Genomic DNA, 21,790 nt, shown 5'->3' with positions numbered 1-21,790 from the left:
CGGCGTGCACGTTGCCGACACGGTTGTTTCACGGTAGCCGGCCGAAGCTGGCTACCCCTGCTGAAACCCAGGTGCGCATCATGGCCCGCCCGATCTGGACCGGTACGCTTTCCTTCGGCCTGCTCAACGTACCGGTCTCGCTGATGTCCGGTGAGCGCAAGGTCGACCTGCACTTCCGCATGCTCGATTCGCGCGACCGCAAACCGATCCGCTTTGAACGGGTCAACGCCGATACCGGCGAGGAAGTGCCGTGGAAGGACATCGTCAAGGCCTTCGAGTACGACAAGGGCAGCTACGTCGTGCTGGAGGAAGACGATATCCGTTCGGCGGCACCGGAAAGCCATGAAGCGGTAGAGGTGGAAACCTTTGTCGACGCCAGCCAGATCGACCCGCGCTACTACGAGAAGCCCTACCTGCTGGTGCCGGGTAAAAAGGCCGAGAAAGGCTACGTGCTGCTGCGGGAAACGCTGCGCAGCACTGGCAAGGTCGGTATCGCGCGGGTGGTGGTGCGAACGCGCGAGTACCTGTGCGCGGTGATGCCCAACGACGACGCACTGGTGCTGATGATCCTGCGCTATCCGCAGGAACTGGTCGAGCCTGACGACTACAAGCTGCCCAGTGGAAAGCTCGCCGATTACCGCATCACCAGCAAGGAAACGGCGATGGCCGAGCAGCTGATCGAGTCGATGGCCGGTGAGTGGGATCCGTCGCAGTATCACGATGAATTCCGCGAACGCCTGCAGCAGGTGCTGAACAAGCGCATCAAGTCCAAGGGCGGCACGACGAAGGTGGAGGACGAGCCGGCACCGCGCGAAGATGCCACCACCAACGTGGTGGATTTCATGTCGCTGCTGCAGAAGAGCCTGGATGCCAACAAGCGCACGCCGGCGAAGAAGGCGACAGCGGGCAAGGCACCGGCCAGGAAGACGGCGGCGAAGAAGACACCGGCAAAGAAAGCCCCTGCGAAGAAGGCTGCAAAGAAGACCGCCGCGCGACGCAAGGCAGGTTGAGCCATGTCGTTGCATCAGTACCGGCGCAAGCGTCGGCTGGGCGGAGGCAGCGGGCAGACCCCCGAGCCGGATGACGCACCTGCACGGGGCAACCCGAAGCGACGGCCGATCTTCGTGGTTCAACTGCATCACGCCAGCAGCCGCCACTACGATTTCCGCCTGGAGATGGATGGCGTGCTGAAGAGCTGGGCGGTGCCGAAAGGGCCGTCGCTGCGGGTGGGCGAGAAGCGCCTGGCGGTGGAAGTGGAAGACCATCCGCTGTCCTATGCCGGCTTCGAAGGTGACATTCCGGAAGGACACTACGGCGCCGGCCACGTCGATGTATTCGACCACGGCAGCTGGGCCTGCGAAGGCGATCCGCTGCAGGCGATGGCGGCCGGCAAGATCGACTTCGTGCTGCATGGGCAGCGTCTGGCGGGTGGCTGGAAGCTGGTGCGCACGGCGATGAAGGGCCGCCAGGTGCAGTGGCTGCTGATCAAGCGCGATGACGAGCAGGCACGGGATGCCGAAGCGGATGATCTGCTGCACGCGCCGCCCCGGAAGCCTGCGAAGACCAATCGGGCCTCTACGAAGAAGGCGGCGCCAGCGCCGCGTACCGCACATCCACGCAAGGCCGATGCACGCTGGCATGCGCGCGCGCTGAAGCTGGATGGGGCGCGTGACAAGAGCTACCCGCGCCAGTTCAAACCACAGCTCACCGATCATCGCGACACCGCGCCCGATGGTGAGCGTTGGCTGCACGAGATCAAGTGGGATGGCTACCGGCTGCTGGCCGATCTGCACGAGGGCGAGGCAAAACTGCGCTCGCGCAATGGCCTGGACTGGACCGCGGATTTTCCCGAAGTGGTGCAGGCCGTACAGGCGCTGCCGGTACGCGATGCACGTCTGGATGGGGAACTGGTGGTGCTGGACGACAACGGCCGCAGCGACTTCGCCGCGTTGCAGCGGGTGATCGACGGCAGCTCGAAACAACCGCTGCGCTACATCGTGTTCGATCTGCCGGGCGTGGCCGGGGTCGACATCAGCCGCGCGCCGCTGCTGGAACGCAAGGCACTGCTGAAAGCGCTGATTGGCGATACGCCTGGCACGCTGGCTTTCAGCGAGCATGTCATCGACCACGGCCCGGCGGTGTTCGAGGCCAGCGGCAAGGCGGGCTTCGAAGGCATCGTCAGCAAGCAGGTCGACGCGCCCTACGTGAACACCCGCGCGCGCAGCTGGGTGAAGGTGAAGCACGAGGACACCGATGAATTCCTGATCATCGGCCATACCGCACCAAAGGGATCGCGGGTGGGGTTCGGCTCGCTGCTGCTGGCCGCACCGGACAAGGGCGGGCTGCGCTATGTCGGTCGGGTCGGTACCGGCTTCGATGATGAAAGCCTGCGTGCGCTGTCGGCAGTGCTCGCGCCGCTGGCGGTGAAGGCAGCGGTGCTGCAGTTGCCCGCGCACGTGCCGTTCCGCGCGGCCAGCGTGCGCTGGGTGAAGCCGGTGACCGTGGCCGAGGTCGCGTTCCGTGGTTGGGGCAAGGAAGGATTGCTGCGCCAGGCCAGTTTCAAGCGACTGCGCAGTGACAAGAAGGAGGAGGACCTGGCGATGAGTGCAGCACCGGCCGATGACGGCGACGATGTGGCCATCACCCATCCCGAGCGTGTGGTGTTTGCGAAGAAGAAGCTCAGCAAGGGCGACGTCGCCGACTACTACCGGCAGATGGCACGCTGGATCCTGCCGGAAATCAGTGGACGACCGCTGTCACTGCTGCGCTGTCCCGATGGCGTAGGCAAGGCCTGCTTCTTCCAGAAGCACCACGGCCAGGGCCTGGGCGACGCCGTGCATGCGGTGCCGCTGCAGCAGAAGAGCGGGCGCGAGGACTACGTCTACATCGATGACGAACGCGGGCTGCTGCAGCTGGTGCAGATGAACACCCTGGAGCTGCATCCCTGGGGCGCGACGGTGGCCGATCCCGAACATCCCGACCGGCTGGTATTCGATCTTGATCCGGGTGAGGGCGTGAGCTGGGCCGACGTGAAGCGCGGCGCGCGTGATGTGCGCGACCGGCTGCAGGAGACCGGGCTGCAGAGCTTCGTGCGGTTGTCGGGTGGCAAGGGTGTGCATGTGGTGGTGCCATTGCAGCCGAAGGCGGACTGGGAGGACGCGAAAGCGTTCTGCGAGGCGTTCGCGCAGGCGATGGCCGAACAGGCGCCGGACTGCTACGTGGCGACGATGAGCAAGGCCAAGCGCAGCGGCGTGATCTTCATCGACTGGCTGCGCAATACACGCGGTGCGACAAGCGTATGTTCGTGGTCGCTGCGTGCGCGCGAGAGCGCGGGCGTGGCGGTGCCGCTGCGCTGGGAAGAGCTGGCGCGGGTCAGCGCTGCCGACGCGTTTCCGATGGACAAGGCATTGGCACGGGCGAAGCGATTGAAGTCGGACCCGTGGCAGGGCATCGACGCGTTGAAGCAGATGCTGCCGACGCTGAAGCGGTAGTGGCGGCCGCTGGTCGGCAACTGAAGGTTCGCTGGGGTTGCCGGCCAGCGGCCGGCACTACCGGTATGCGCTCAGCGCGGATCGCGCGACGCGCGACGACCGAACCACCAGCCAACCAGCAACTGCACCGGCAGCGAAACCAGCAGGCCGATGACGAACCATTGTGGGAAATCGCCTCCCATCACCCACAGGCCATAGCCCGCGCCGAGCACCAGCAACGACCAGATCGAAGTGCCATGCGCGCGCGGCCAGCACGGTGCGTAGTAGGTGGCAAAGGCAATGGCGGCGATGCCGCCGAGCACGGTGAACGCCAGGTCCCAGCCGAGCTGCACTTCGCTTCCCGGCGTCAGGCCCAGCAGCGACGGCAGCCAGCCGGCGGCGCTGCTGACCAGGGCCAGCGCGAGCAGCGCCCCGATCAGGGCGAGCAATGAGAGAAAGATGGTCTTGAGCGTGGCGGGCATGCGCGCATTGTACGGCCGCCAGGCTGCCCGACGCTGCCGGTGGATCGGCATGGCCGCCGTGCCCGTGGGAGAGGGAAACGGGCACGGCGGCCATGCACAGGGGGTCAGGCAGCGAAGTCGATCACCACGCGGCCTTCGATGGTGCCGGCGTGCATGCGCGCGAACACCTCGTTGACGTTCTCCAGGCGGTCGGTGCTGACCGTCGCCGCAACCTTGCCTTCGGCGGCGAACTGCAGCGACTCCTGCAGGTCCAGACGGGTGCCGACGATCGAACCGCGCACGGTGACGCCGTTGAGCACCATGCCAAAGATGTCCAGCGGGAAGTTGCCCGGTGGCAGGCCGTTGAGCGAGACCGTCCCGCCGCGACGGACCATCCCCAGCGCCTGTTCGAACGCCTTGGGCGAAACTGCGGTGACCAGTGCACCATGCGCGCCGCCGATTTCCTTCTTCAGGAAAGCAGCCGGATCGGTGGTGCGCGCGTTGACGGTGACCTGCGCGCCCAGGCGCCTGGCCAGGGCCAGCTTGGCGTCGTCCACGTCCACCGCAGCAACGTTCAGGCCCATCGCGCGGGCGTACTGCACGGCCATGTGGCCGAGGCCGCCGATGCCGGAGATCGCCACCCAGTCACCGGGCTTGGTGTCGGTGACCTTCAGGCCCTTGTACACGGTGACGCCTGCGCACAGCACCGGCGCGATCTCGATAAAGCCCACTTCCTTTGGAAGCAGGCCGACATAGTTGGCATCGGCCAGTGCGTACTCGGCGAAGCCGCCGTTGACCGAGTAGCCGGTATTGCGCTGCGTTTCGCACAGCGTCTCCCAGCCCCCCAGGCAGTGTTCGCAATGGCCACACGCCGAGTACAACCAGGGGATGCCGACCCTGTCACCTTCCTTGATGTGCCCTACCCCGCCTCCCACGGCCACGACGTGCCCCACGCCCTCGTGGCCGGGGATGAACGGCGGGTTCGGTTTCACCGGCCAGTCGCCCTCGGCGGCGTGCAGGTCGGTGTGGCAGACGCCACAGGCCTCGATCTTGACCAGCACCTCGCCCGCCCCCGGGCGCGGTACCACGACTTCCTCGATGACCAGCGGCTTGCCGAACTCACGGACAACGGCGGCCTTCATGGTTCTATTCATGCGTGCTTCTCCGTAGTGCGCTTGCAGACAGGATGGCGCCGGCCCCATGCCCGCGCCTTGATCCCGATCAATCCTCAGAAGAAGCCGAGCTTCTTCGGTGCGTAGCTGACCAGCAGGTTCTTGGTCTGCTGGTAGTGGTCGAGCATCATCCGGTGGTTCTCGCGGCCGATGCCGGACTGCTTGTAGCCGCCGAACGCGGCGTGTGCGGGGTAGGCGTGATAGCAGTTGGTCCATACCCGCCCGGCCTGGATCGCGCGGCCCACCCGGTACAGGCGCGCGGCATCGCGGCTCCAGACGCCGGCACCCAGTCCGTACAGCGTGTCGTTGGCGATCTGCAGCGCTTCTTCCTCGGTCTTGAACGTGGTCACCGACACCACCGGCCCGAAGATTTCCTCCTGGAACACACGCATGCCGTTGTGGCCCTTGAACACGGTGGGCTGCACATAGAAGCCGCCGGCCAGATCACCACCGAGCGCGGCCTTGTCGCCACCGATCAGCACCTCGGCGCCTTCCTCGCGGCCGATGGCGATGTAGGACAGGATCTTCTCCAGCTGTTCGCCCGATGCCTGCGCCCCCACCATGGTGTTCGGGTCCAGCGGATTGCCCTGCCGGATCGCTGCCACGCGTTCGAGCACGCGCTCCATGAAGCGTTCGTAGATCGATTCCTGCACCAGCGCGCGCGACGGGCAGGTGCAGACCTCGCCCTGGTTGAAGGCGAACATGACGAAACCTTCCACCGCCTTGTCGAGGAAATCATCGTCCTCGGCCATCACATCGGCGAAGAACAGGTTCGGCGATTTGCCCCCCAGTTCCAGCGTCACCGGAATCAGGTTCTGGCTGGCGTACTGCATGATCAGGCGGCCAGTGGAGGTCTCGCCGGTGAAGGCGATCTTGGCGATGCGCGGGCTGCTGGCCAGCGGCTTGCCCGCCTCCAAGCCGAAGCCGTTGACCACGTTGAGCACGCCCGGCGGCAGCAGGTCGCCGATCACTTCCATCAGCACCAGGATCGATGCCGGCGTCTGCTCCGCGGGCTTGAGCACCACGCAGTTGCCAGCGGCCAGTGCCGGCGCCAGCTTCCAGGCCGCCATCAGCAGCGGGAAGTTCCACGGAATGATCTGCCCGACCACGCCCAGCGGCTCGTGGAAATGGTAGGCCACGGTGTCGTCGTCGATCTGCGACAGGCTGCCTTCCTGCGCGCGCAGGCAACCGGCGAAATAGCGGAAGTGGTCGGCCATCAGCGGCACGTCGGCGTTGAGCGTCTCGCGGATCGGCTTGCCGTTGTCCCAGGTCTCGGCGTGGGCCAGCAGTTCCAGGTTCTGTTCGATGCGATCGGCGATGCGGTTGAGCAGCAGTGCACGGTGTGCGGCTGATGTGCGGCCCCAGGCATCCTTGGCGGCGTGCGCGGCATCGAGTGCGGCGTCGATGTCCTCGGCGTTGGAGCGGGCCACTTCAGTGAACACCTGGCCGTTCACCGGCGAGATGTTGTCGAAGTACTGGCCGCTGCGCGGGGCGATCCATTCGCCACCGATGTAGTTGCCATAGCGCGGCTTGAACAGGGAGCGCGGATCGGTGGCATGCGGGCGGGTGGACGGTACGGCGTTCATGGCGGCTCCTGTGGTGGGCGTGGTGCATCCACAGGCGCAAGGACGATGCCAACCCTGGCCTGCTGCGCTGCATCACGCCTTCATCGCCCGGCCATCGGTCATCGTGTCGCGCAGGCTGCCGCAGTGCAGCAGGCGTGGCCGTTGCAGGCCGGCGCGGGGTGTGCTGTTAATCGGGACAGGTCCCGCAACAACTGTCGCAATGTGCGACACAGGAGGCTGTCGGTGTCCCCGCTTGCTCCCGATCCCCGCCTGGGCAGTGCCCGGCGCAGTTTCTTCGAGCGCGGCGCTGCCCCGGTCGGCGCGGTGCCCGAGGCGATCCTGCATTCGTGGCAACGGTGTCAGCGGCATGGCCTGCTGGTGGATGCGCAGCCGGCCGCCGAACCACTGACCGACCACCGCCTGCGCGAACTGCGCCAGCGCCGCGAGCGCCTGTGGCGACAGGCGCGCCCGGAGCTGGATGGACTGGCGGCGGAAATGACCCACAGCGGCAGCATCGTGCTGCTGACCGATGAAGACGGCTGGATCCTCGACGCCGAAGGCAGCACCGGTTTCCTCGACAAGGCCGGTCGTGTTGCGCTGATGCCGGGCATGCGCTGGGACGAAGGCACGGTCGGCACCAACGCGATCGGCACCGCGCTGGTGGATGGACGTGCGCTGCAGGTGCGTGGCGGTGAACACTACTTCGCCCCGCACGGCATCCTCACCTGTTCGGCGGTGCCGATCCTCGATCCCTACGGGCAGTGCCTGGGTGTGCTCGATGTTTCGGGCGACGCGCGGCTGCCACACGTGCACGCGCTGGCGCTGGTGCGGCAGGCGGTAGCGCAGATCGAGCACCGCAGTTTCGCCGACGGCCTGGCCGACTGCGAGCTGCTGCGCCTGCATCATCAACCCGCGCTGCTCGGCAGTGCGCGTGAGGGTGTGCTCGGCTTCCGCGGCGGTCGTCTGGTCGCGGCCAATCGTGCTGGTTTGGCCTTGTTCGGACTGGATCGGCAGGACATCGGCCGCACGCCGTACGAAGCGTTGTTCGAACAACCGCTGTCACGGCTGGCCGATGACGGTGTGCTGCTTGATCGCCAGGGGCGTCGTCTGTACGGCGTGCGCGAAGCACGCGCGTCGCGACGCAGTGTGGCCACGCCGGTGGCGACCGCGCAGGCGCCGGCCCGTGCGCAAGGGCCGCTGTTCGATACCGTGCAGCAACAGCAGCTGGCCACAGCCGGGCGTGTGCTGCAGGCCGGGTTGCCAGTGCTGCTGCAGGGCGAGACCGGCACCGGAAAAGAAGTCTTCGCGCGTGAACTGCATACACGCAGCGCGCGCGCGGGGAAGTCCTTCGTCGCGGTGAACTGTGCTGCGTTGCCGGAAGGCCTGATCGAAGCAGAGCTGTTCGGCTACGAGGAGGGTGCCTTTACCGGTGCGCGCCGGCAGGGTAGCCCGGGCCTGCTGCGGCAGGCCGAGGGCGGCACGTTGTTCCTCGATGAGATCGGCGACATGCCGTTGGCGCTGCAACCGCGCCTGCTGCGCGTGCTGCAGGAACGCGAGCTGTCACCGCTGGGCGGCGGCAAGCCAGTGAAACTGGATTTCGCACTGGTCTGCGCCAGCCACTGCGAACTGCCGCAGGCGGTGGACGCAGGCAGCTTCCGTGCGGATCTGTATTACCGCATCGCCGACCACGTGGTGACCCTGGCGCCGTTGCGGCAGCACCCCGATCGCGCTGCCATGGTGGATGCGCTGTGGCAGCAGCTGGGACACGGCCATGTGTTGTCTGCGCAGACGCGGGCGGCACTGGTGGCCCATGCCTGGCCCGGCAACCTGCGCCAGCTGAGCGCCTGCCTGCGCACGCTGGCCGCCCTGGCTGAGCCGGGTCAAGCGGTGGATCCGCAGCTGCTGCCGGCGGACGTACGTGCTGGCACGGTGGCCGGGCCAGCACTGCCTGCCAGCGGTGCGCTGGAGGAGATCGCCGAGGCGGCCATGCGCCAGGCGCTGGCCGAGTGCCAGGGCAACGTCAGCGCGGCGGCCAAGCGGCTGGGGATCAACCGCAGCACCCTGTATCGACGGCTGGGTACGCCACGCGGCTGAGCGGATGCACTGGCGCCGGGTCCGTGCCCGGCTCCAGCAGGGGCCGAGGGATCAGCCCGCCAGCACTGCGGCTTCGCGCGCCAGGCGCTCGACGCTGTCCCAGTCGCGGGTCTGCATCAGCGCGGCGGTGGTCAGCCAGGAGCCGCCCACGCACAGCACGTTGGGCAGATGCAGGAACTGGCTGGCGGTCTGCGCACTGATGCCGCCGGTCGGGCAGAAACGCACGTCAGCGAACGGGCCGTGCCACGCCGACAGCATCGCGGCACCCCCGGCCTGCACGGCGGGGAAGAACTTGAAGGTATCCAGGCCATGTTCCAGGCCGACGATCAGCTCCGAACCGGTGGCCACGCCCGGCAGGTAGGGCAGATCGGCATCGCGCGCGGCGGCGTACAGCCGTGGGGTCGCCCCGGGCGACACCGCGAAGCGGCCACCAGCTTCCTTCACGGCCTGCATCTGTGCAGCATCGAGCACGGTGCCGGCACCGATCACCGCATCCGGCACCGCTTCGACCATCGCCTTGATGGCCTCCAGCGCACGGGGCGTGCGCAGGGTCACCTCGATCACCGGCAGGCCGCCACGGAACAGTGCCTGCGCGACCTGCACCGCATCGTCGATGTCATCGGGGGTGAACACCGGAATCACCGGTGCCAGTTTCAGTACCGCACGAACACGTGGATCAGCGCCGGACATCGAATCGCTCCTCGCCCATCAGGGCCAACACATCAGCTTCGCTGACGGGATTGAAATCGCCGGGAATGGAGTGCTTCAGGCCCCCGGCGGCCAGGCCGAAGCGCACGGTGGCGTCGGCATCGAAGGCGGACAGGATGCCATGCAGGATGCCTGCCGCGAAGGCATCACCGCCGCCGATGCGGTCGACGATGCCCTGCAGCTGGCGCACCGGCGCCTGTGCACGGGTGCCATCGCGGCCCAGCAGCAGCGCGCCCAGCGCGTGGTGGTCCACGCTCAGCGTCTGCCGCTGGGTGCAGGCCAGCCACTGCAGCTGCGGGAATGCGTCGAATGCCGTTGCGGCTGCCGCTTCCACCCGCGCGACCACGTCGGCCTGTTCGAAACGCTGGCCGAGGATGACTTCGATATCGCGGTAATCGGCAAAGACGATGTCGGCCTGCGCGAACAGTTCGTGCAGGATCGCCTGCGCATCGCCGCCCCAACGCTGCCACAGCTTCGGCCGGAAGTTGCCATCGAAGGACACACGCACGCCCTGCGCACGGGCGGCGCGCGCTGCGGCCAGCGTGGCCTGGGCCACGTCCGGGCCCAGCGCCGGGCTGACCCCGGACAGGTGCAGCCACTGCGCGCCCTGCAGCAGCGTCGGCCAGTCGTAGTCGGCGGCAGTGCTGTTGGCGAATGCGGAATCGGCACGGTCATAGACCACTTCACTGGCCCGTTGCACCGCGCCGGTGGTCAGGAAATACAGGCCCATGCGACCGTCGGCATCCTCGCGCACGCTGCGCGTATCGACGCCATGCCGGCGCAGTTCGGCCAGCGCATGCGCGCCGAGCGCGTTGCCGGCGACGGTGCTGACCATGGCCACGTCATGTCCAAAGCGGGACAGCGAGACAGCCACGTTCGCCTCGGCGCCGCCGACGTGCACCTGCAGCTGCGGCGACTGCAGCAGCAGTTCGCGACCGGGTGCACCCAGGCGCAGCAGCAATTCCCCGAAACACACGATACGACCCATTTCTGCTCCTTCACGCGTGCCGCCCGCATGTGACACTGGGCGGCGTGGTAGTGGACCACGCGTGGGGCGTGGAATTGGCTAGCGGTGTCATTTCAATCCCGCTCGGCCTTGCCCTAAGCCTACCAAACTGTTGGAAGCATTGTCCTGCAAGCGTCTTGGAGACATTTCAGATCTGTTGCGGTGCAAGATGCCGGATCGGGAACGTGCTGTTAACGTCCGGCCTGACCAGCGGTGTCATCACGCTGAAACAGCCGCGATACCAGACCTTTGGGAGAGGGGAAAGGCATGCATTCTCGGAACCATGAAAAAAAGACACCGGTTACCTTGCTCGCGATGGCCGTAGCACTGGCCCTGGCAGGCAACGCCGGCGCGCAGCAGCAGAGCGCCAACCCGAACGCCACCGACCTGGATACGGTCACCGTCACCGGCTACCGCGCCAGCGTGGAGAAGGCGCTGGACATCAAGCGCGGCGAAGCCGGCGTGGTCGATGCCATCGTGGCCGAGGACATCGGCAAGTTCCCCGACCTGAACCTGGCCGAGTCGCTGCAGCGCATCCCCGGCGTGGTCATCACCCGCGAGGCCGGCGAAGGCCGCAACATCTCGGTGCGTGGCCTCGGCCCGGAATTCACCCGCGTGCGCATCAACGGCATGGAAGCGCTGACCACGGTCGGCGCCGGTGACCAGAGCGGCGGCACCAACCGCGGCCGTGGCTTCGACTTCAACGTGTTTGCCTCGGACCTGTTCTCGCAGCTGCTGGTGCGCAAGACCGCCTCGGCCGATGTAGAGGAAGGCTCGCTGGGCGCTACCGTCGATCTGCGTACCGCGCGCCCGTTCGACTACGACGGCTTCACCTTCGCCGCCAGCGGCCAGGCCAGCTACAACGCGATGGCCGAGAAGGCCGACCCGCGCATCGCCGCGCTGGTCTCCAACACCTTCGCCGATGGCACCTTCGGCGCCTTGCTGTCGGTTGCCTATTCCGAACGGCAGGCGCTGGAGGAAGGTTCCAACACCGGCCGCTGGGCCAACGGCCCGAGCAACGGCAACTTCGCCGCGTCCTCGCCGTTCGCCGCCGCGCGTGGCGCCAACGTGTTCCATCCGCGCTTCCCGCGCTACGTGCAGATGGAACACGAACAGAAGCGGCTGGGCGTGACCGGTTCGCTGCAGTGGAAGCCGAACGACGCCACCGAGATCTCGCTGGATGCGCTGTACTCGAAGATCGATGCGACGCGCGACGAGCACTACATCGAAGCGATTTCCTTCAGCCGCGGCGCCAACGCGAGCGCACGCCTGTCGGGCAAGCCGACCACCATCGTCAAGAACGGCGAGATCCGCGACAACGCACTGCTCTACGGTGAATTCGACAACGTCGACATCCGCACCGAGAACCGCCACGACGAGTGGAGCACCGAATTCAAGCAGATCGCGCTGAACGGCCAGCACCGCTTCGGCGATGACTTCACGCTGTCCGGCAAGCTCGGCATCTCACGCTCCAAGCACGAGAACCCGGTGCAGACCACCGTCATCATGGACAAGTACGACGTCAAGGGTTACAGCTACGACTACCGTGGCAACAGCCGTGCGCCGGTGCTCAACTACGGCATCGACCCGACCAATCCCAACGGCTGGGAACTGGCCGAGATCCGCCTGCGTCCGCAGTACGTGGACAACGACTTCGACACCGGCCAGATCGACTTCAACTGGAACATCAGCCCGGGCTTCCGACTGAAGGGCGGCGTGCTGGCCAAGGACTACACGTTCAAGACCGTCGAACTGCGCCGCGCCAGCGAACTGGCCGTGCCCAACTTCGCCGGCGGCAGCAAGATCGTGCCGGTGAACCTGACCGAGCAGGCCGGACTGAAGGGCATCAGCGGCAGTCCGTCGAACTGGGTCGTGCCGGACCTGGATGCGATCGCCGAACAGCTGGACATCTACAGCAACAGCGGCACCTTCGCCGTTGCCCCGCGTGCCAACAACGTGCGCAGCGTTGAAGAGAAGGACCGTGGCGCCTACCTGATGGGTGAGTTCTCCACCGAACTGGGTTCGCTGCCGCTGTCGGGCAACTTCGGCGTGCGCTACGTGCGCACCAAGCAGTCGTCCACCGGGCAGTCGACGCTGGCCAACGGCACCGTCGAAACCACGGTCAGCCGCACCTACGACGACACCCTGCCCTCGTTCAACCTGGTGGCTGAAGTCACCCCGGACTTCCTGATCCGGCTGGGTGCGGCCAAGGTGATGAGCCGTCCGGGGCTGGGCAGCCTGACGCCGGGCGCGACGGTGGCTGTGGCCGGTGGTGCACGCACCATCTCCAGTGGCAACCCGGTGCTGGATCCTATCCGTGCGACCAATGTCGACCTCGGTTTCGAGTGGTACTTCGCCGAAGGCGCGATGGCCGGCATCGGCCTGTTCTACAAGGACATCGAGAGCTTCGTGCAGACCACCCGCGAAGTGCGTCCGTACAGCGACAGCGGCCTGCCGGCTTCGCTGCTGGCCGGCACCGGCGCCTCGGCCAGCGATGACTTCACCTACAGCAAGCCAGTCAACACTCCGGGCGGTGAGCTGCATGGCGTGGAGGCCAACTACACCCAGCCCTTCACCTTCCTGCCGGGCAAGTGGGCCAACCTGGGCGTGCAGTTGAACTACACCTGGGTGGAATCGAAGATCCAGTACATCAACGCGGCCGGGCAGCCGGTGATGAAGACCGACCTGACCGGCCTGTCGAAGTCGTCGTGGAACGCCACGCTGTTCTATGAAGGCGAGAAGTTCGCCGGGCGCATCTCGGCCACCAACCGCGATGACTACCTGACCCAGGCACCAGGCCAGGAAACCGGCTTCAACCTCGATGGCTACCACGGCATGACCGGTACCACGGTGTTCGATGCGTCCATCCGCTACAAGATCAGCGACCAGCTGGAACTGAGCCTGGAAGGCATCAACCTGACCAACGAAGCCTCCGACGAGTGGGTGTACTCGCCGCTGACCGGTCGCCTGCCGCTGCAGTACACCGAGACCGGCCGCCAGTACCTGCTCGGGCTGCGCTACAAGTTCTGAGCAACGCCGACGGCGTGCCACCCGGCACGCCGTCGTTCGCCACGATCGCTGCTGCGCCGCAAGGTGCCGTCGCGGCGTGGCCTTGCTACGGTCCGGCGGCCCTTGCCGGCCGTCGCCCGTTGAAAGGAAACGCCTGATGCCGCACCGCTCGATCCTGTCCCGCTGCCTGTTGCTGGCGGTGGCCCTGGCTGCCGGCCCCGCGATGGCCGCCGCCGATGCGCCCACGCTGCTGTTCCATGTCGATGCCGGCAAAGGCCTTGAGGCCGTGGTGGCGCAGGGTGAGGCAGTGCCGAACTTCCGCGACAAGGTCGACATCGTCGACGACGGAGCGCGCGGCAAGGCGATCCAATGGCAGGACGACGGCGTGCTGGCCTGGGATGCGCCGGGAAACATCCTTGCACAGCGCGGCACCCTCACCTTCGACTGGCGCGCGCGCTACGCGGTGGGCGAAGCACCGTTCGTGATCTTCCGCGTCGGCTATGCCGACCACAGCAGCTGGGACATGGCCTGGCTGCGCATCGACTGGAACGGGCACGGCTTCGATGCGTTCGTCACCGATGCCAACCTCGCCCGCACGCGCGTGTCGTTCCGCATGGACACGCCGCCACGCGCGGACCAATGGTTGCACCTGGCCTTCGCCTGGGATGAAGACCAGGGCGTGCGCCTGTTCGTCGATGGCCGCGAGGTGGCGCGTGTGCAGGCCAGCGGTGACTACGATGCAGCGCTGGACCAGCTTGGCCTGGCCGGACGGGTGATGGCGCCCTACCAGGTGCAGAGCCGCTACAACTTCCTGCGCGGCAGCGATTTCCAGCACATCCGCGTGTATGACCGCATGCTTGATGCTGCGGCGGTCAGTGCGCTCGCGCGTGGCAAAGCTGTCAGCAGCGCCGTTGCCAACGCTGCAGATGACCGCGCCTGGCGCCATCGCTTCGGCTGGGACGGCGCACCGCCACCGGCATTGACCGCCGCCGGCACGCGCATCCGCAAGATCGAGTTCGCCGATACCCGCGATATGAAGGCGTGGATGTGGAAGGCCACCGACGGCATCGCCGAAACCACCTGGCCCGGCGTCTACAACCGCTCGCGCCTGCCCGGCCGCAACGACTACTTCCAGTTGCCGGACTGGAACACCTATGTGGAAAGCGGCCAGCATCTGGACCTGACTGTGCCGGCGGGCGAGACCGTCAACCGCGTGGAGATCCGCGGTGCGGCGTTCGGCACGCTGGCCCACGGCCGTGATGCGGCGCACGCCACGCAGGTGCTGGCAACGCGTCCCCAAGGCGTGGTGCGCAGCGTCGACGATATTCCGGCGCAGACCGGCGGCGTGCTGCGCTTCAGCAACGTCGAACAGGAAACGCCGATCCAGGAGATCTGGGCGTATGACGTGAGCGAAGGTGCCGAGCCCGATGGCACGGTCAAGCAGACCTATGTCATCGACAGCCAGGCGCTGCCCGACTACACCAATCTGGACACCCTGCGCCGCTACATCGAGGGCCGCTACCCGATGGCCGAACGCAGCACGGTGATGGCATTGCCGAAGGGCGCAGGCTCGCGGCGCCGCAGCGCCGACACGCTGCCGGCCCAGCCGAAGCCGATCGTGCACGTGCTGATTCCCTCCGGCGTGGGCGATGCGCCGGCCAACCAGCCGTTGATCCGCAGCTGGGCCTACAGCTGGGAAAACATGCATGACGGCCTGGACGGCGTGGCCATCGACATCCCCGCGCTGGACCTGCCGGCTACGCACGATGGGCTGATCCCGCTGAACATCCGCATCAAGGATCCGATCTGGCCGGCACGCGACATGATCGATGTTTCGGTCTCGGTACAGCCCGGGCAGAAGCGCACGCTGTGGCTGGACCTGCGCGACCGCATCCTGACGCCCGACAGTCTGTGGTTGAGCATCGCCTCGGCTGCGCCCGGCTTCGACGCCAAGGCACTGGACGGTGCGCAGGTGCGTCTGGTGTTCAAGCCACGCGCCGAGGCGATCAAGGAGCACGTGGCCGACCGCTTCAACCAAGTGCGCGACAACTGGGGCTTCCTGGTGGAGGAACACACCACCTCCAAGCGCCAGCGCCTCTACGCGCGCGTATACGCGGACCTGAGCGATCTGCTGCGGGTCGACCCGGACCACGAGCTGGGCCGGTTGTATTGGAACTACATCAGCTACAACAGCCAGGGGCGACCGCCGTACACCGCGCCGGAGGTGCCCAAGGGGGTACCGGCGTGGGCGTTCCACCAGGTGCAGGATCTGGCCCAGGTGCGGCAGTTCGTCGACTGGTGGATCGATCAGCGGCAGGTGGCCTACGGCGATTTCGGTGGCGGCATCTCCGACGATTCCGACCTGACCCAGCAATGGCCGGGGCTGGCCCTGATGGGCGTGCAGCCGGACCGCCTGAATGCCTCGCTGACCGCATTGTCCGATGCGGTGTACCGCAATGGCATGTTCAGCAATGGCCTGAGCACCATCGAGACCGACGAGCTGCATGCCTACGAGGAAGGCATCAACACCAACAGCGCGATGCTCTACCTCAACTGGGGCGATCCGCTGACCCTGGAACGACTGATGGAAACGGTGAAGGCGTTCGAGGAGCGCATCATCCTGCGCAATCCACAGGGTCATCTGCTGTTCTCCAGCAACTGGTTCGGTGGCAACAAGGTCTATCGCGAACCGAACTGGCAATGGCAGAAGCCGTACTCGTTCCCGGTGCTGCATCCGGCCTTCCTGCTGGGCCAGTACAACGCCGACCCGACCGGGCGCCGGCTGGTGATCGGCCTGGCGGATGGCTATCTGGCCCACGCCGGTACCGACGACAAGGGCCGCTTCACCCTGCCCAACGAAATCAACTGGGCGACCGGTGAGACCCGCGGCGGCGAACTCAACAACGGCTCCGGCAGCGGCGACACCATGCATACGTTCTGGGCGGCATGGCGCTGGACCGGCGACGCAAAGTACCTGCGGGCGTTGGACTACCGCGTGCAGCGCGGAGGGCCCGGCGCGCTGGCCAACCTCGGCGAGAACTACGTGGAGGCGCTGGGCCGGCAGCAGGACTGGTACCCGCTGCTGACTGCCGAGGCCGATGCCGGAAAGACCGGCTTCGCCAGCCTGATGGCCTGGCAGGCCAGCGGCGACCGCAAGTACATCGACGCGCTGCATGCCGAGGGCCTGCAGGCCAAGGCGCAACGCGCGTACATGAACACCGAGGGCCATTGGTGGTCCGACCGGGTGGAAGCGCCGAGCGAGTTCCTGCAGCGTGCACGGCTGGGTGGCATCGCCCTGAAGCGCAACCAGAGCTGGCCCGGTCACACCGTCAGCTGGCGCTTCGATCGTGAGGGTGCCGCCGAACAGGTGGCGCTGCTGGTGCATGCGCCCTCGCGCGAGCGTTTCACGGTCACCAGCCACAACCTCGGCGCGCGCGTGATCGCCGCCGACATGACCGGTTGGAACGTGGGCAGCGGTACCTGGCGGGTGCGCAGTGGCGTGGATGCCAACGGCGATGGTCGCATCGACGGTACGCCGCGCGAGCGCATCGTGCAGCTGGAGACGAGTGCTTCGGTACCGATGCAGTTCCAGCCTGGGCGCACCGAGGTCTTCGAGTTCGAGCGTGTGTCCGCGGGGACGCCGGTGGAAACGCGTCCGGATCTGGGCGTAGGCCGTGGTGATGTGCGGGTGGACGGGCGCCAGGTACACGTGACAGTGCACGGCCTTGGGCATGTGGCCAGCGGCGTGGGCGTTGCGGTGCTGGAAGATGCGCGTGGCCGCGAGATCGCACGTACCGAAGTACCGGCGATGGCCGCACCGACCGACCTGCTGCCGAAGACCGCAGTGGTGTCGTTGCCGTTGCCGGCGGGTGATCGCAGCGGCCTGCGTGTGCGGGTTGCGCTGGCCGATGGCGGTGAGGAAGTGACGCGGCTCAACAATCTGGTGGATGTGCCGCGATGAATTCCGCGTTCCGCCGGGCATGGCCCGGCGCTACCGATGAATCGGTTGCCCACAAGCCCTGGTAGCGCCGGGCCATGCCCGGCGGAACGCTATCAGGACGCCTCGGTCTCCATCACCTTCACCCGGCGCTGGTACCAGCCGTCATCCAGCGGATCGAACACAGCGCTGCGCTCCATCACGCCCTGGTAGACGTGGACGGATACGGCTATGTCCTCGTCGCTGGCGTTGCGCAGCGTGTGGTACTCGTACGGTGGAATCAGGCTGCCGGCGCTGCCACGGTGCCCGTACAGCGTGTCCTGCGCGGCGAAGCGGTGACGCTCGCCACGCTGTTCCAGCAACGCATACGGGGTCACGATCAGCTCGCCCTGCCAGACGCCCTCCACGCACCACATCGCATCGTGGTCGTGCAGTGGCGTGCCCTGCCCCGGGCCCCAGCACATCGCGATCACGCTGTAGCCCAAGGTAGGGCTGCGGTGCAGTTCGCGGCGTGCGTAATGGCCATCCACCGGACGACGTACGCAGGGAGGCAGCTCGATCAGGGGATCGATGATGGCCTCGCGCAGCACCCGCTGCAGCGCATCGGTGATCGCCTTCGGATCAACCAGGCAGACGGCGCCGTCGATCCCTGCAATCAAGCGTTCGCGGCCGGCGAACGGCGGTGGCGTGAACATCGCTTCCATGAACCGACTCTAGCCGAGGCGGGTTAACAGAATGTTTGCATCGCGGTGTCATCACTGCGTGCCGCGCTGCACGAAGGGCACTTTCGCATAGAGCGCACGCTCTCCCGCGCGTGGATCGTCAACCACGCGGCTGTGCCGATCGAACAGCATCGTCTGCCGTTGTGGCAGTGAATACGGGGCCCATTGCGACATTCCTGCGTGATTCGGATCACCAGAACGCGCAAACGCAATCAGGGCATCGCTCATCGTCGCCGCCAGTGCAATGGCGTCGTCACCACCGCCGGTGCGGGCACCGGGCAGGCCAGCGTTGTCGAACACCAGCGGGATATCGAGCGTGTGGAACGCACGCAGACGTCCCTCTTCCACCGGTGACGGCCAATCGAGCTGGTAGGCCCAGGTCGGTGCGGCACCGGTTGTCTGCCGGGCGCGTGCTTCCAGCTCTTCCACCGCGCCGCGCCAGGAACGGCCGGCCGTGGTGGCGGCAAAGAACACCTCTGATGGCGTGTAGTGCGGGTACAGGCGTCGATATTCTGCGATCACCACCGAGGGCAGAAGATCGACGAACTGCTGCTTCTGCAGCTGCGCCGGCAGACTCTCCCAGGTCAGGCTGAAGTTGGCCGGGTCGTTGCCAAGAAACGCGCGTGTCTCATCGCGGGTGTTGCCGATCACCATCGGAATCGACGCGGACTGCGCCGGTGCCTGTGGCCAGAATGGATGCACCGGCAGCACCACCTCATCCAGCACCGGTCCGAAGTACAGCGCGGTGCTTTCCACCCGCGAAGGATCGCGTGCGCGCGTAGCGGCCAGCAGGTCAGCCGTCGGCAAGCGCAGCAGTGCCTGCAGGTCGCGCGCGCCCACCGCGTCCATTGCAATGGACGCCCGTTGCGCCGCCGCACGTGGACCGGCTGCGGTGACCTGCTGCCCACTCATCGTCCACGCGCGCTGGAACAGGCCCTTCGCCGCGGGCATCGCCATCAGCGTGGCGATCTTGGCGCCGCCACCGGATTGCCCGAACACGGTGATGTTGCCGGCATCGCCACCGAACACCGCGGCGTGCTCGCGCACCCACTGCAGTGCCTGCACCAGGTCGAGCTGGCCGACGTTACCGGAGGCCGCATAACGCGGGTCGCCCAGCGCGCCCAGGTACAGGTAGCCGAAGGTGTTCAGGCGATGATTGACGGTGACCACCACCACGTCGCCACGCCGGCACAGCGCGCTGCCTTCGTACAACGGATCGCTGCCGGAACCGTTGTTGAAGCCGCCGCCATGGATGTAGACCAGGATCGGCCGCTTGCCGCCGTCGCCCAATGCCGGCGTCCAGACGTTGAGGAACAGGCAGTCTTCGCTGCCCGGTCCGTCCGCTCCGGTCTGGGGCGCAGAGGCGGCGTATTCCAGCGCGTCGGCGATGCCACGCCAGGCCGTCTCGCGGCGCGGTGGCTGGAAACGGTAGGCGGAGGTGTCCGCGCCGTAACGCAGGCCACGGAACACGTGCACGCCGTGCTCGCGCTGGCCACGCGCGCGGCCGCCACGGACGCGCGCAACGAACTGCGTGTCATCGCGTGGTCCGGGCGTCGCGGATACTGGAAGCGCTGTGAGGGTAGCGGTGGCCAGCGCCCAGCGTGCACTGTCGCGCAGGAAACGGCGGCGCTGCAGGTTGGTATCGGCTTGGTTCAATGTGCCGCCTCCGTTGCCTGCAGCCAGCGTTGTGCCAGCAACGGCCACACCGCCAACGTCGAATCGGGTGGCATGCGCATGCCGAAGCCATGGCCGCCGTGGGCGAACAGATGCAGTTCGTGCTCGACGCCCGCTTTGGCCAGCGCCTGCGCCATCACCTCGCTGTTGTGCACGCTGACCACGCGGTCGTCGTTGGCGTGGATCAGCAGCGTCGGTGGCATGTCCGCGCGTACGTGCTGCTGCATCGAGTACTGCGCGGCCAGCGCCGCATCGGCCTGCCCGCCCAGCAGGCGTCCGCGTGAGCCGCTGTGTGCATGCGGGCCCATGTCGATCACCGGATACACCAGCACCGCGCGGGCGGGACGCGCGCTGAGGCGGTCGATGGCATCGCGCGGCGGGTAGACCGGTGCATCGAAGCCGGTGGCCAGCCGTGCGGCGACGTGGCCACCGGCGGAGAAGCCCATCACCGACACGCTGTCGGCATCCAGCCTGCGCCGTGCGGCCTGGTCGCGCACCACGCGCAATGCGCGCTGTGCGTCTGCCAGCGCCGCCTGGCGGTCGCGGCCGGCCTGCGGCAGGCGGTAGCGCAGCACGAACAGGGTGTAGCCGGCGCGGTCCACCCACGCCGGCACCAGCGCACTGTCTTCCTTGTCGATCACCACGCGCTGGTATCCGCCACCGGGAATCACCAGCAGCGCGCGGCCGTTGCCGTGGGCCGGCGTGTGCACCAGCAGGTAGGGCGCATCGACCTGGTCGATGAAACGATCGGGGTGGGCCGGATCTGTGCTGCGCTCGACCACGCGGGCCGGTCGCGCAGTGCCGGTTTCACCGGGCACCTGCCCGGCCGGCCACAGGGGTATCTGTTCTCCAGCCAGCTCCTTGCCCAACCGCTCGCCCGCGCGCAGCGGCGCATCAGTAGCGGACGCAGGGATGGCCAGCAGCAGACCGGACAGCAACAACAGCACACGGGAAAAACGCATGGTGGGCAGGGCTCCGACGGGGATGCAACAGAGTGGCCGAGGTCACCGGCAAGCGCTCGTGATGCGCTGCGGCTTGCACGATGACACCGGTTTACCATATACACCTCCTGCAGACGCTGTCGATGGGCAGTGCAACAACGCCAGAGGGAGACCGTTCTTGAGCAACGAACACGGCATACATGGGCAGACGCCGCCGCCGGACGATGCGGCCGCGATCGCCCACGCCTTCACCACCGCGCGCCGCGCCGGCCAGGCCCTGTCCGGCTTCCCGGGCCTTGTCCCGCCTGACCTGGTGGCTGCCTACCAGGTGCAGGATCTGGCCATTGCCCGCTGGGATGACCAGGTGGTGGGCTGGAAGGTTGGCTACATCGCTGCCGAGCGCCGAGACGCATCCGGCGACGACCGCCTGCTGGGCCCGGTTTTCTCGCGTCAGCTGAAAAATGCTACCGGTGGAACAGTGGACATCCCGGTGTTTGTCGGCGGCTTCGGCGCGGTCGAGGCCGAGTACGTGCTGGAGCTGTTGGAGGACGCTCCGGCCGCACAGCTGCACTGGTCACCCGAGCAGGCTGAAGCGCTGCCGGCGCGCCTGTACATCGGCGTGGAAGTGGCCAGCAGCCCGCTGGCGACGATCAACGAGCTTGGCCCGCGCGTGGTGGTGTCCGACTTCGGCAACAACAACGGCCTGGTGCTGGGGCCGGAGATTGCCGACTGGACCGCCCGCGACGAGACCGGCCTGCGCGCCGAAACCCTGATCGAGGGCGAGGTGGTCGGCACTGGCGGAGCGACCCGCCTGCCCGGCGGCCTGCGTGCGGCGTATGCGTTCGCGCTGTCCCGTTCGGCGCTGCGCGGCCGGCCGTTGCGGCGCGGCGACCTGATCGCCACCGGCAACGCCACCGGCATCCATGACATCACCGCAGGACAGACGGCGCTGGTGCGGTTTGCCGGCTTCGGCGAGATTGCCTGCAGGGCCGTGCCGGCCGGGTAACCGCCGCACGATCCGGTGAACACGC

The 21,790-nt window shown here is 67.1% G+C and carries 14 protein-coding genes; 6 read left to right on the top strand and 8 right to left on the bottom strand.

The features are described 5' to 3' along the window. The first annotated feature begins 80 nt into the window (after positions 1-80). Together MRBLST15_RS16345 and ligD are read left to right on the top strand one after the other, a co-directional pair. The gene (locus MRBLST15_RS16345) at positions 81-1,010 is read left to right on the top strand and encodes a Ku protein (RefSeq protein WP_367786797.1); all 930 of its coding nucleotides are present in this window, start codon (positions 81-83) and stop codon (positions 1,008-1,010) included. Positions 1,011-1,013: 3 nt separating this feature from the next. Then, positions 1,014-3,491 (top strand): DNA ligase D, encoded by a 2,478-nt coding sequence (ligD, locus tag MRBLST15_RS16340; RefSeq protein WP_367786795.1) that lies wholly within the window; start codon positions 1,014-1,016, stop codon positions 3,489-3,491. A gap of 71 nt (positions 3,492-3,562) precedes the next feature. On the opposite strand, the gene MRBLST15_RS16335 is transcribed toward ligD, so the two are convergent. From MRBLST15_RS16335 to adh, 3 genes are all read right to left on the bottom strand, one after another. Then, on the bottom strand, positions 3,563-3,952 hold the full coding sequence (locus MRBLST15_RS16335; protein ID WP_312705407.1) for a hypothetical protein: 390 nt from the start codon (positions 3,950-3,952) through the stop codon (positions 3,563-3,565). Positions 3,953-4,056: 104 nt separating this feature from the next. Next, positions 4,057-5,085, bottom strand: coding sequence for an alcohol dehydrogenase AdhP (gene adhP / locus MRBLST15_RS16330; protein WP_265951056.1), 1,029 nt, complete (start codon positions 5,083-5,085; stop codon positions 4,057-4,059). Between the two features lie 74 nt (positions 5,086-5,159). Beyond that, a complete protein-coding gene (gene adh / locus MRBLST15_RS16325) occupies positions 5,160-6,689 on the bottom strand; it encodes an aldehyde dehydrogenase (protein ID WP_100461717.1) in 1,530 nt (509 codons plus the stop codon). A 222-nt stretch (positions 6,690-6,911) separates the two neighbouring features. Here adh and MRBLST15_RS16320 point away from each other — a divergent pair, with 222 nt between their 5' ends. Then, a complete protein-coding gene (locus MRBLST15_RS16320; protein ID WP_367786792.1) occupies positions 6,912-8,762 on the top strand; it encodes a sigma-54-dependent Fis family transcriptional regulator in 1,851 nt (616 codons plus the stop codon). A gap of 51 nt (positions 8,763-8,813) precedes the next feature. On the opposite strand, the gene eda is transcribed toward MRBLST15_RS16320, so the two are convergent. Next, entirely contained in the window at positions 8,814-9,452 is a 639-nt protein-coding gene (gene eda, locus MRBLST15_RS16315) for a bifunctional 4-hydroxy-2-oxoglutarate aldolase/2-dehydro-3-deoxy-phosphogluconate aldolase (RefSeq protein ID WP_100461719.1), read from the bottom strand. Then, positions 9,439-10,458: a sugar kinase gene (locus MRBLST15_RS16310; RefSeq protein WP_367786790.1), complete on the bottom strand. Its 1,020-nt coding sequence runs from the start codon at positions 10,456-10,458 to the stop codon at positions 9,439-9,441. Before MRBLST15_RS16310 ends, eda begins: the two co-directional genes overlap by 14 nt. 285 nt (positions 10,459-10,743) lie before the next feature. Here MRBLST15_RS16310 and MRBLST15_RS16305 point away from each other — a divergent pair, with 285 nt between their 5' ends. Together MRBLST15_RS16305 and MRBLST15_RS16300 are read left to right on the top strand one after the other, a co-directional pair. Beyond that, entirely contained in the window at positions 10,744-13,506 is a 2,763-nt protein-coding gene (locus MRBLST15_RS16305) for a TonB-dependent receptor (RefSeq protein WP_367786788.1), read from the top strand. 136 nt (positions 13,507-13,642) lie between these two features. Next, positions 13,643-17,446 (top strand): LamG-like jellyroll fold domain-containing protein, encoded by a 3,804-nt coding sequence (locus MRBLST15_RS16300; RefSeq protein WP_367786786.1) that lies wholly within the window; start codon positions 13,643-13,645, stop codon positions 17,444-17,446. 92 nt (positions 17,447-17,538) lie between these two features. On the opposite strand, the gene MRBLST15_RS16295 is transcribed toward MRBLST15_RS16300, so the two are convergent. Genes MRBLST15_RS16295 through MRBLST15_RS16285 form a run of 3 tightly spaced genes read right to left on the bottom strand, consistent with a single transcriptional unit; the run spans position 17,539 to position 20,762 of the window. Continuing rightward, complete coding sequence (locus MRBLST15_RS16295) at positions 17,539-18,126, bottom strand: cysteine dioxygenase family protein (RefSeq protein ID WP_205404633.1); 588 nt, start codon at positions 18,124-18,126, stop codon at positions 17,539-17,541. Between the two features lie 51 nt (positions 18,127-18,177). Beyond that, a complete protein-coding gene (locus tag MRBLST15_RS16290) occupies positions 18,178-19,800 on the bottom strand; it encodes a carboxylesterase/lipase family protein (protein ID WP_367786784.1) in 1,623 nt (540 codons plus the stop codon). Then, on the bottom strand, positions 19,797-20,762 hold the full coding sequence (locus tag MRBLST15_RS16285) for an alpha/beta hydrolase (protein ID WP_414716156.1): 966 nt from the start codon (positions 20,760-20,762) through the stop codon (positions 19,797-19,799). The genes MRBLST15_RS16290 and MRBLST15_RS16285 overlap by 4 nt, the downstream gene beginning before the upstream one ends. Positions 20,763-20,937: 175 nt before the next feature. Between MRBLST15_RS16285 and MRBLST15_RS16280 the strand changes: the two genes are divergently transcribed. Beyond that, positions 20,938-21,765, top strand: coding sequence for a 2-keto-4-pentenoate hydratase (locus MRBLST15_RS16280; RefSeq protein WP_265951063.1), 828 nt, complete (start codon positions 20,938-20,940; stop codon positions 21,763-21,765). Positions 21,766-21,790: the final 25 nt, after the last annotated feature.

Source organism: Stenotrophomonas sp. LST15-1-1.1 (genome assembly GCF_040815575.1).
In the GTDB taxonomy this organism is placed as follows: Bacteria; Pseudomonadota; Gammaproteobacteria; order Xanthomonadales; family Xanthomonadaceae; genus Stenotrophomonas; species Stenotrophomonas lactitubi_B.
The sequence above is the reverse complement of the archived record's forward strand: the minus strand, read 5'-3'. Positions and strand labels throughout refer to the sequence as shown.

Bases quoted from the DNA above. Each gene is read 5' to 3' on its own strand.
- MRBLST15_RS16300 (WP_367786786.1), top strand. From the start codon at position 13,643: ATGCCGCACCGCTCGATCCTGTCCCGCTGCCTGTTGCTGGCGGTGGCC.
- MRBLST15_RS16305 (WP_367786788.1), top strand. From the start codon at position 10,744: ATGCATTCTCGGAACCATGAAAAAAAGACACCGGTTACCTTGCTCGCG.
- adh (WP_100461717.1), bottom strand. From the start codon at position 6,689: ATGAACGCCGTACCGTCCACCCGCCCGCATGCCACCGATCCGCGCTCC.
- eda (WP_100461719.1), bottom strand. From the start codon at position 9,452: ATGTCCGGCGCTGATCCACGTGTTCGTGCGGTACTGAAACTGGCACCG.
- MRBLST15_RS16345 (WP_367786797.1), top strand. From the start codon at position 81: ATGGCCCGCCCGATCTGGACCGGTACGCTTTCCTTCGGCCTGCTCAAC.
- MRBLST15_RS16310 (WP_367786790.1), bottom strand. From the start codon at position 10,458: ATGGGTCGTATCGTGTGTTTCGGGGAATTGCTGCTGCGCCTGGGTGCA.
- MRBLST15_RS16335 (WP_312705407.1), bottom strand. From the start codon at position 3,952: ATGCCCGCCACGCTCAAGACCATCTTTCTCTCATTGCTCGCCCTGATC.
- MRBLST15_RS16295 (WP_205404633.1), bottom strand. From the start codon at position 18,126: ATGGAAGCGATGTTCACGCCACCGCCGTTCGCCGGCCGCGAACGCTTG.
- adhP (WP_265951056.1), bottom strand. From the start codon at position 5,085: ATGAATAGAACCATGAAGGCCGCCGTTGTCCGTGAGTTCGGCAAGCCG.
- ligD (WP_367786795.1), top strand. From the start codon at position 1,014: ATGTCGTTGCATCAGTACCGGCGCAAGCGTCGGCTGGGCGGAGGCAGC.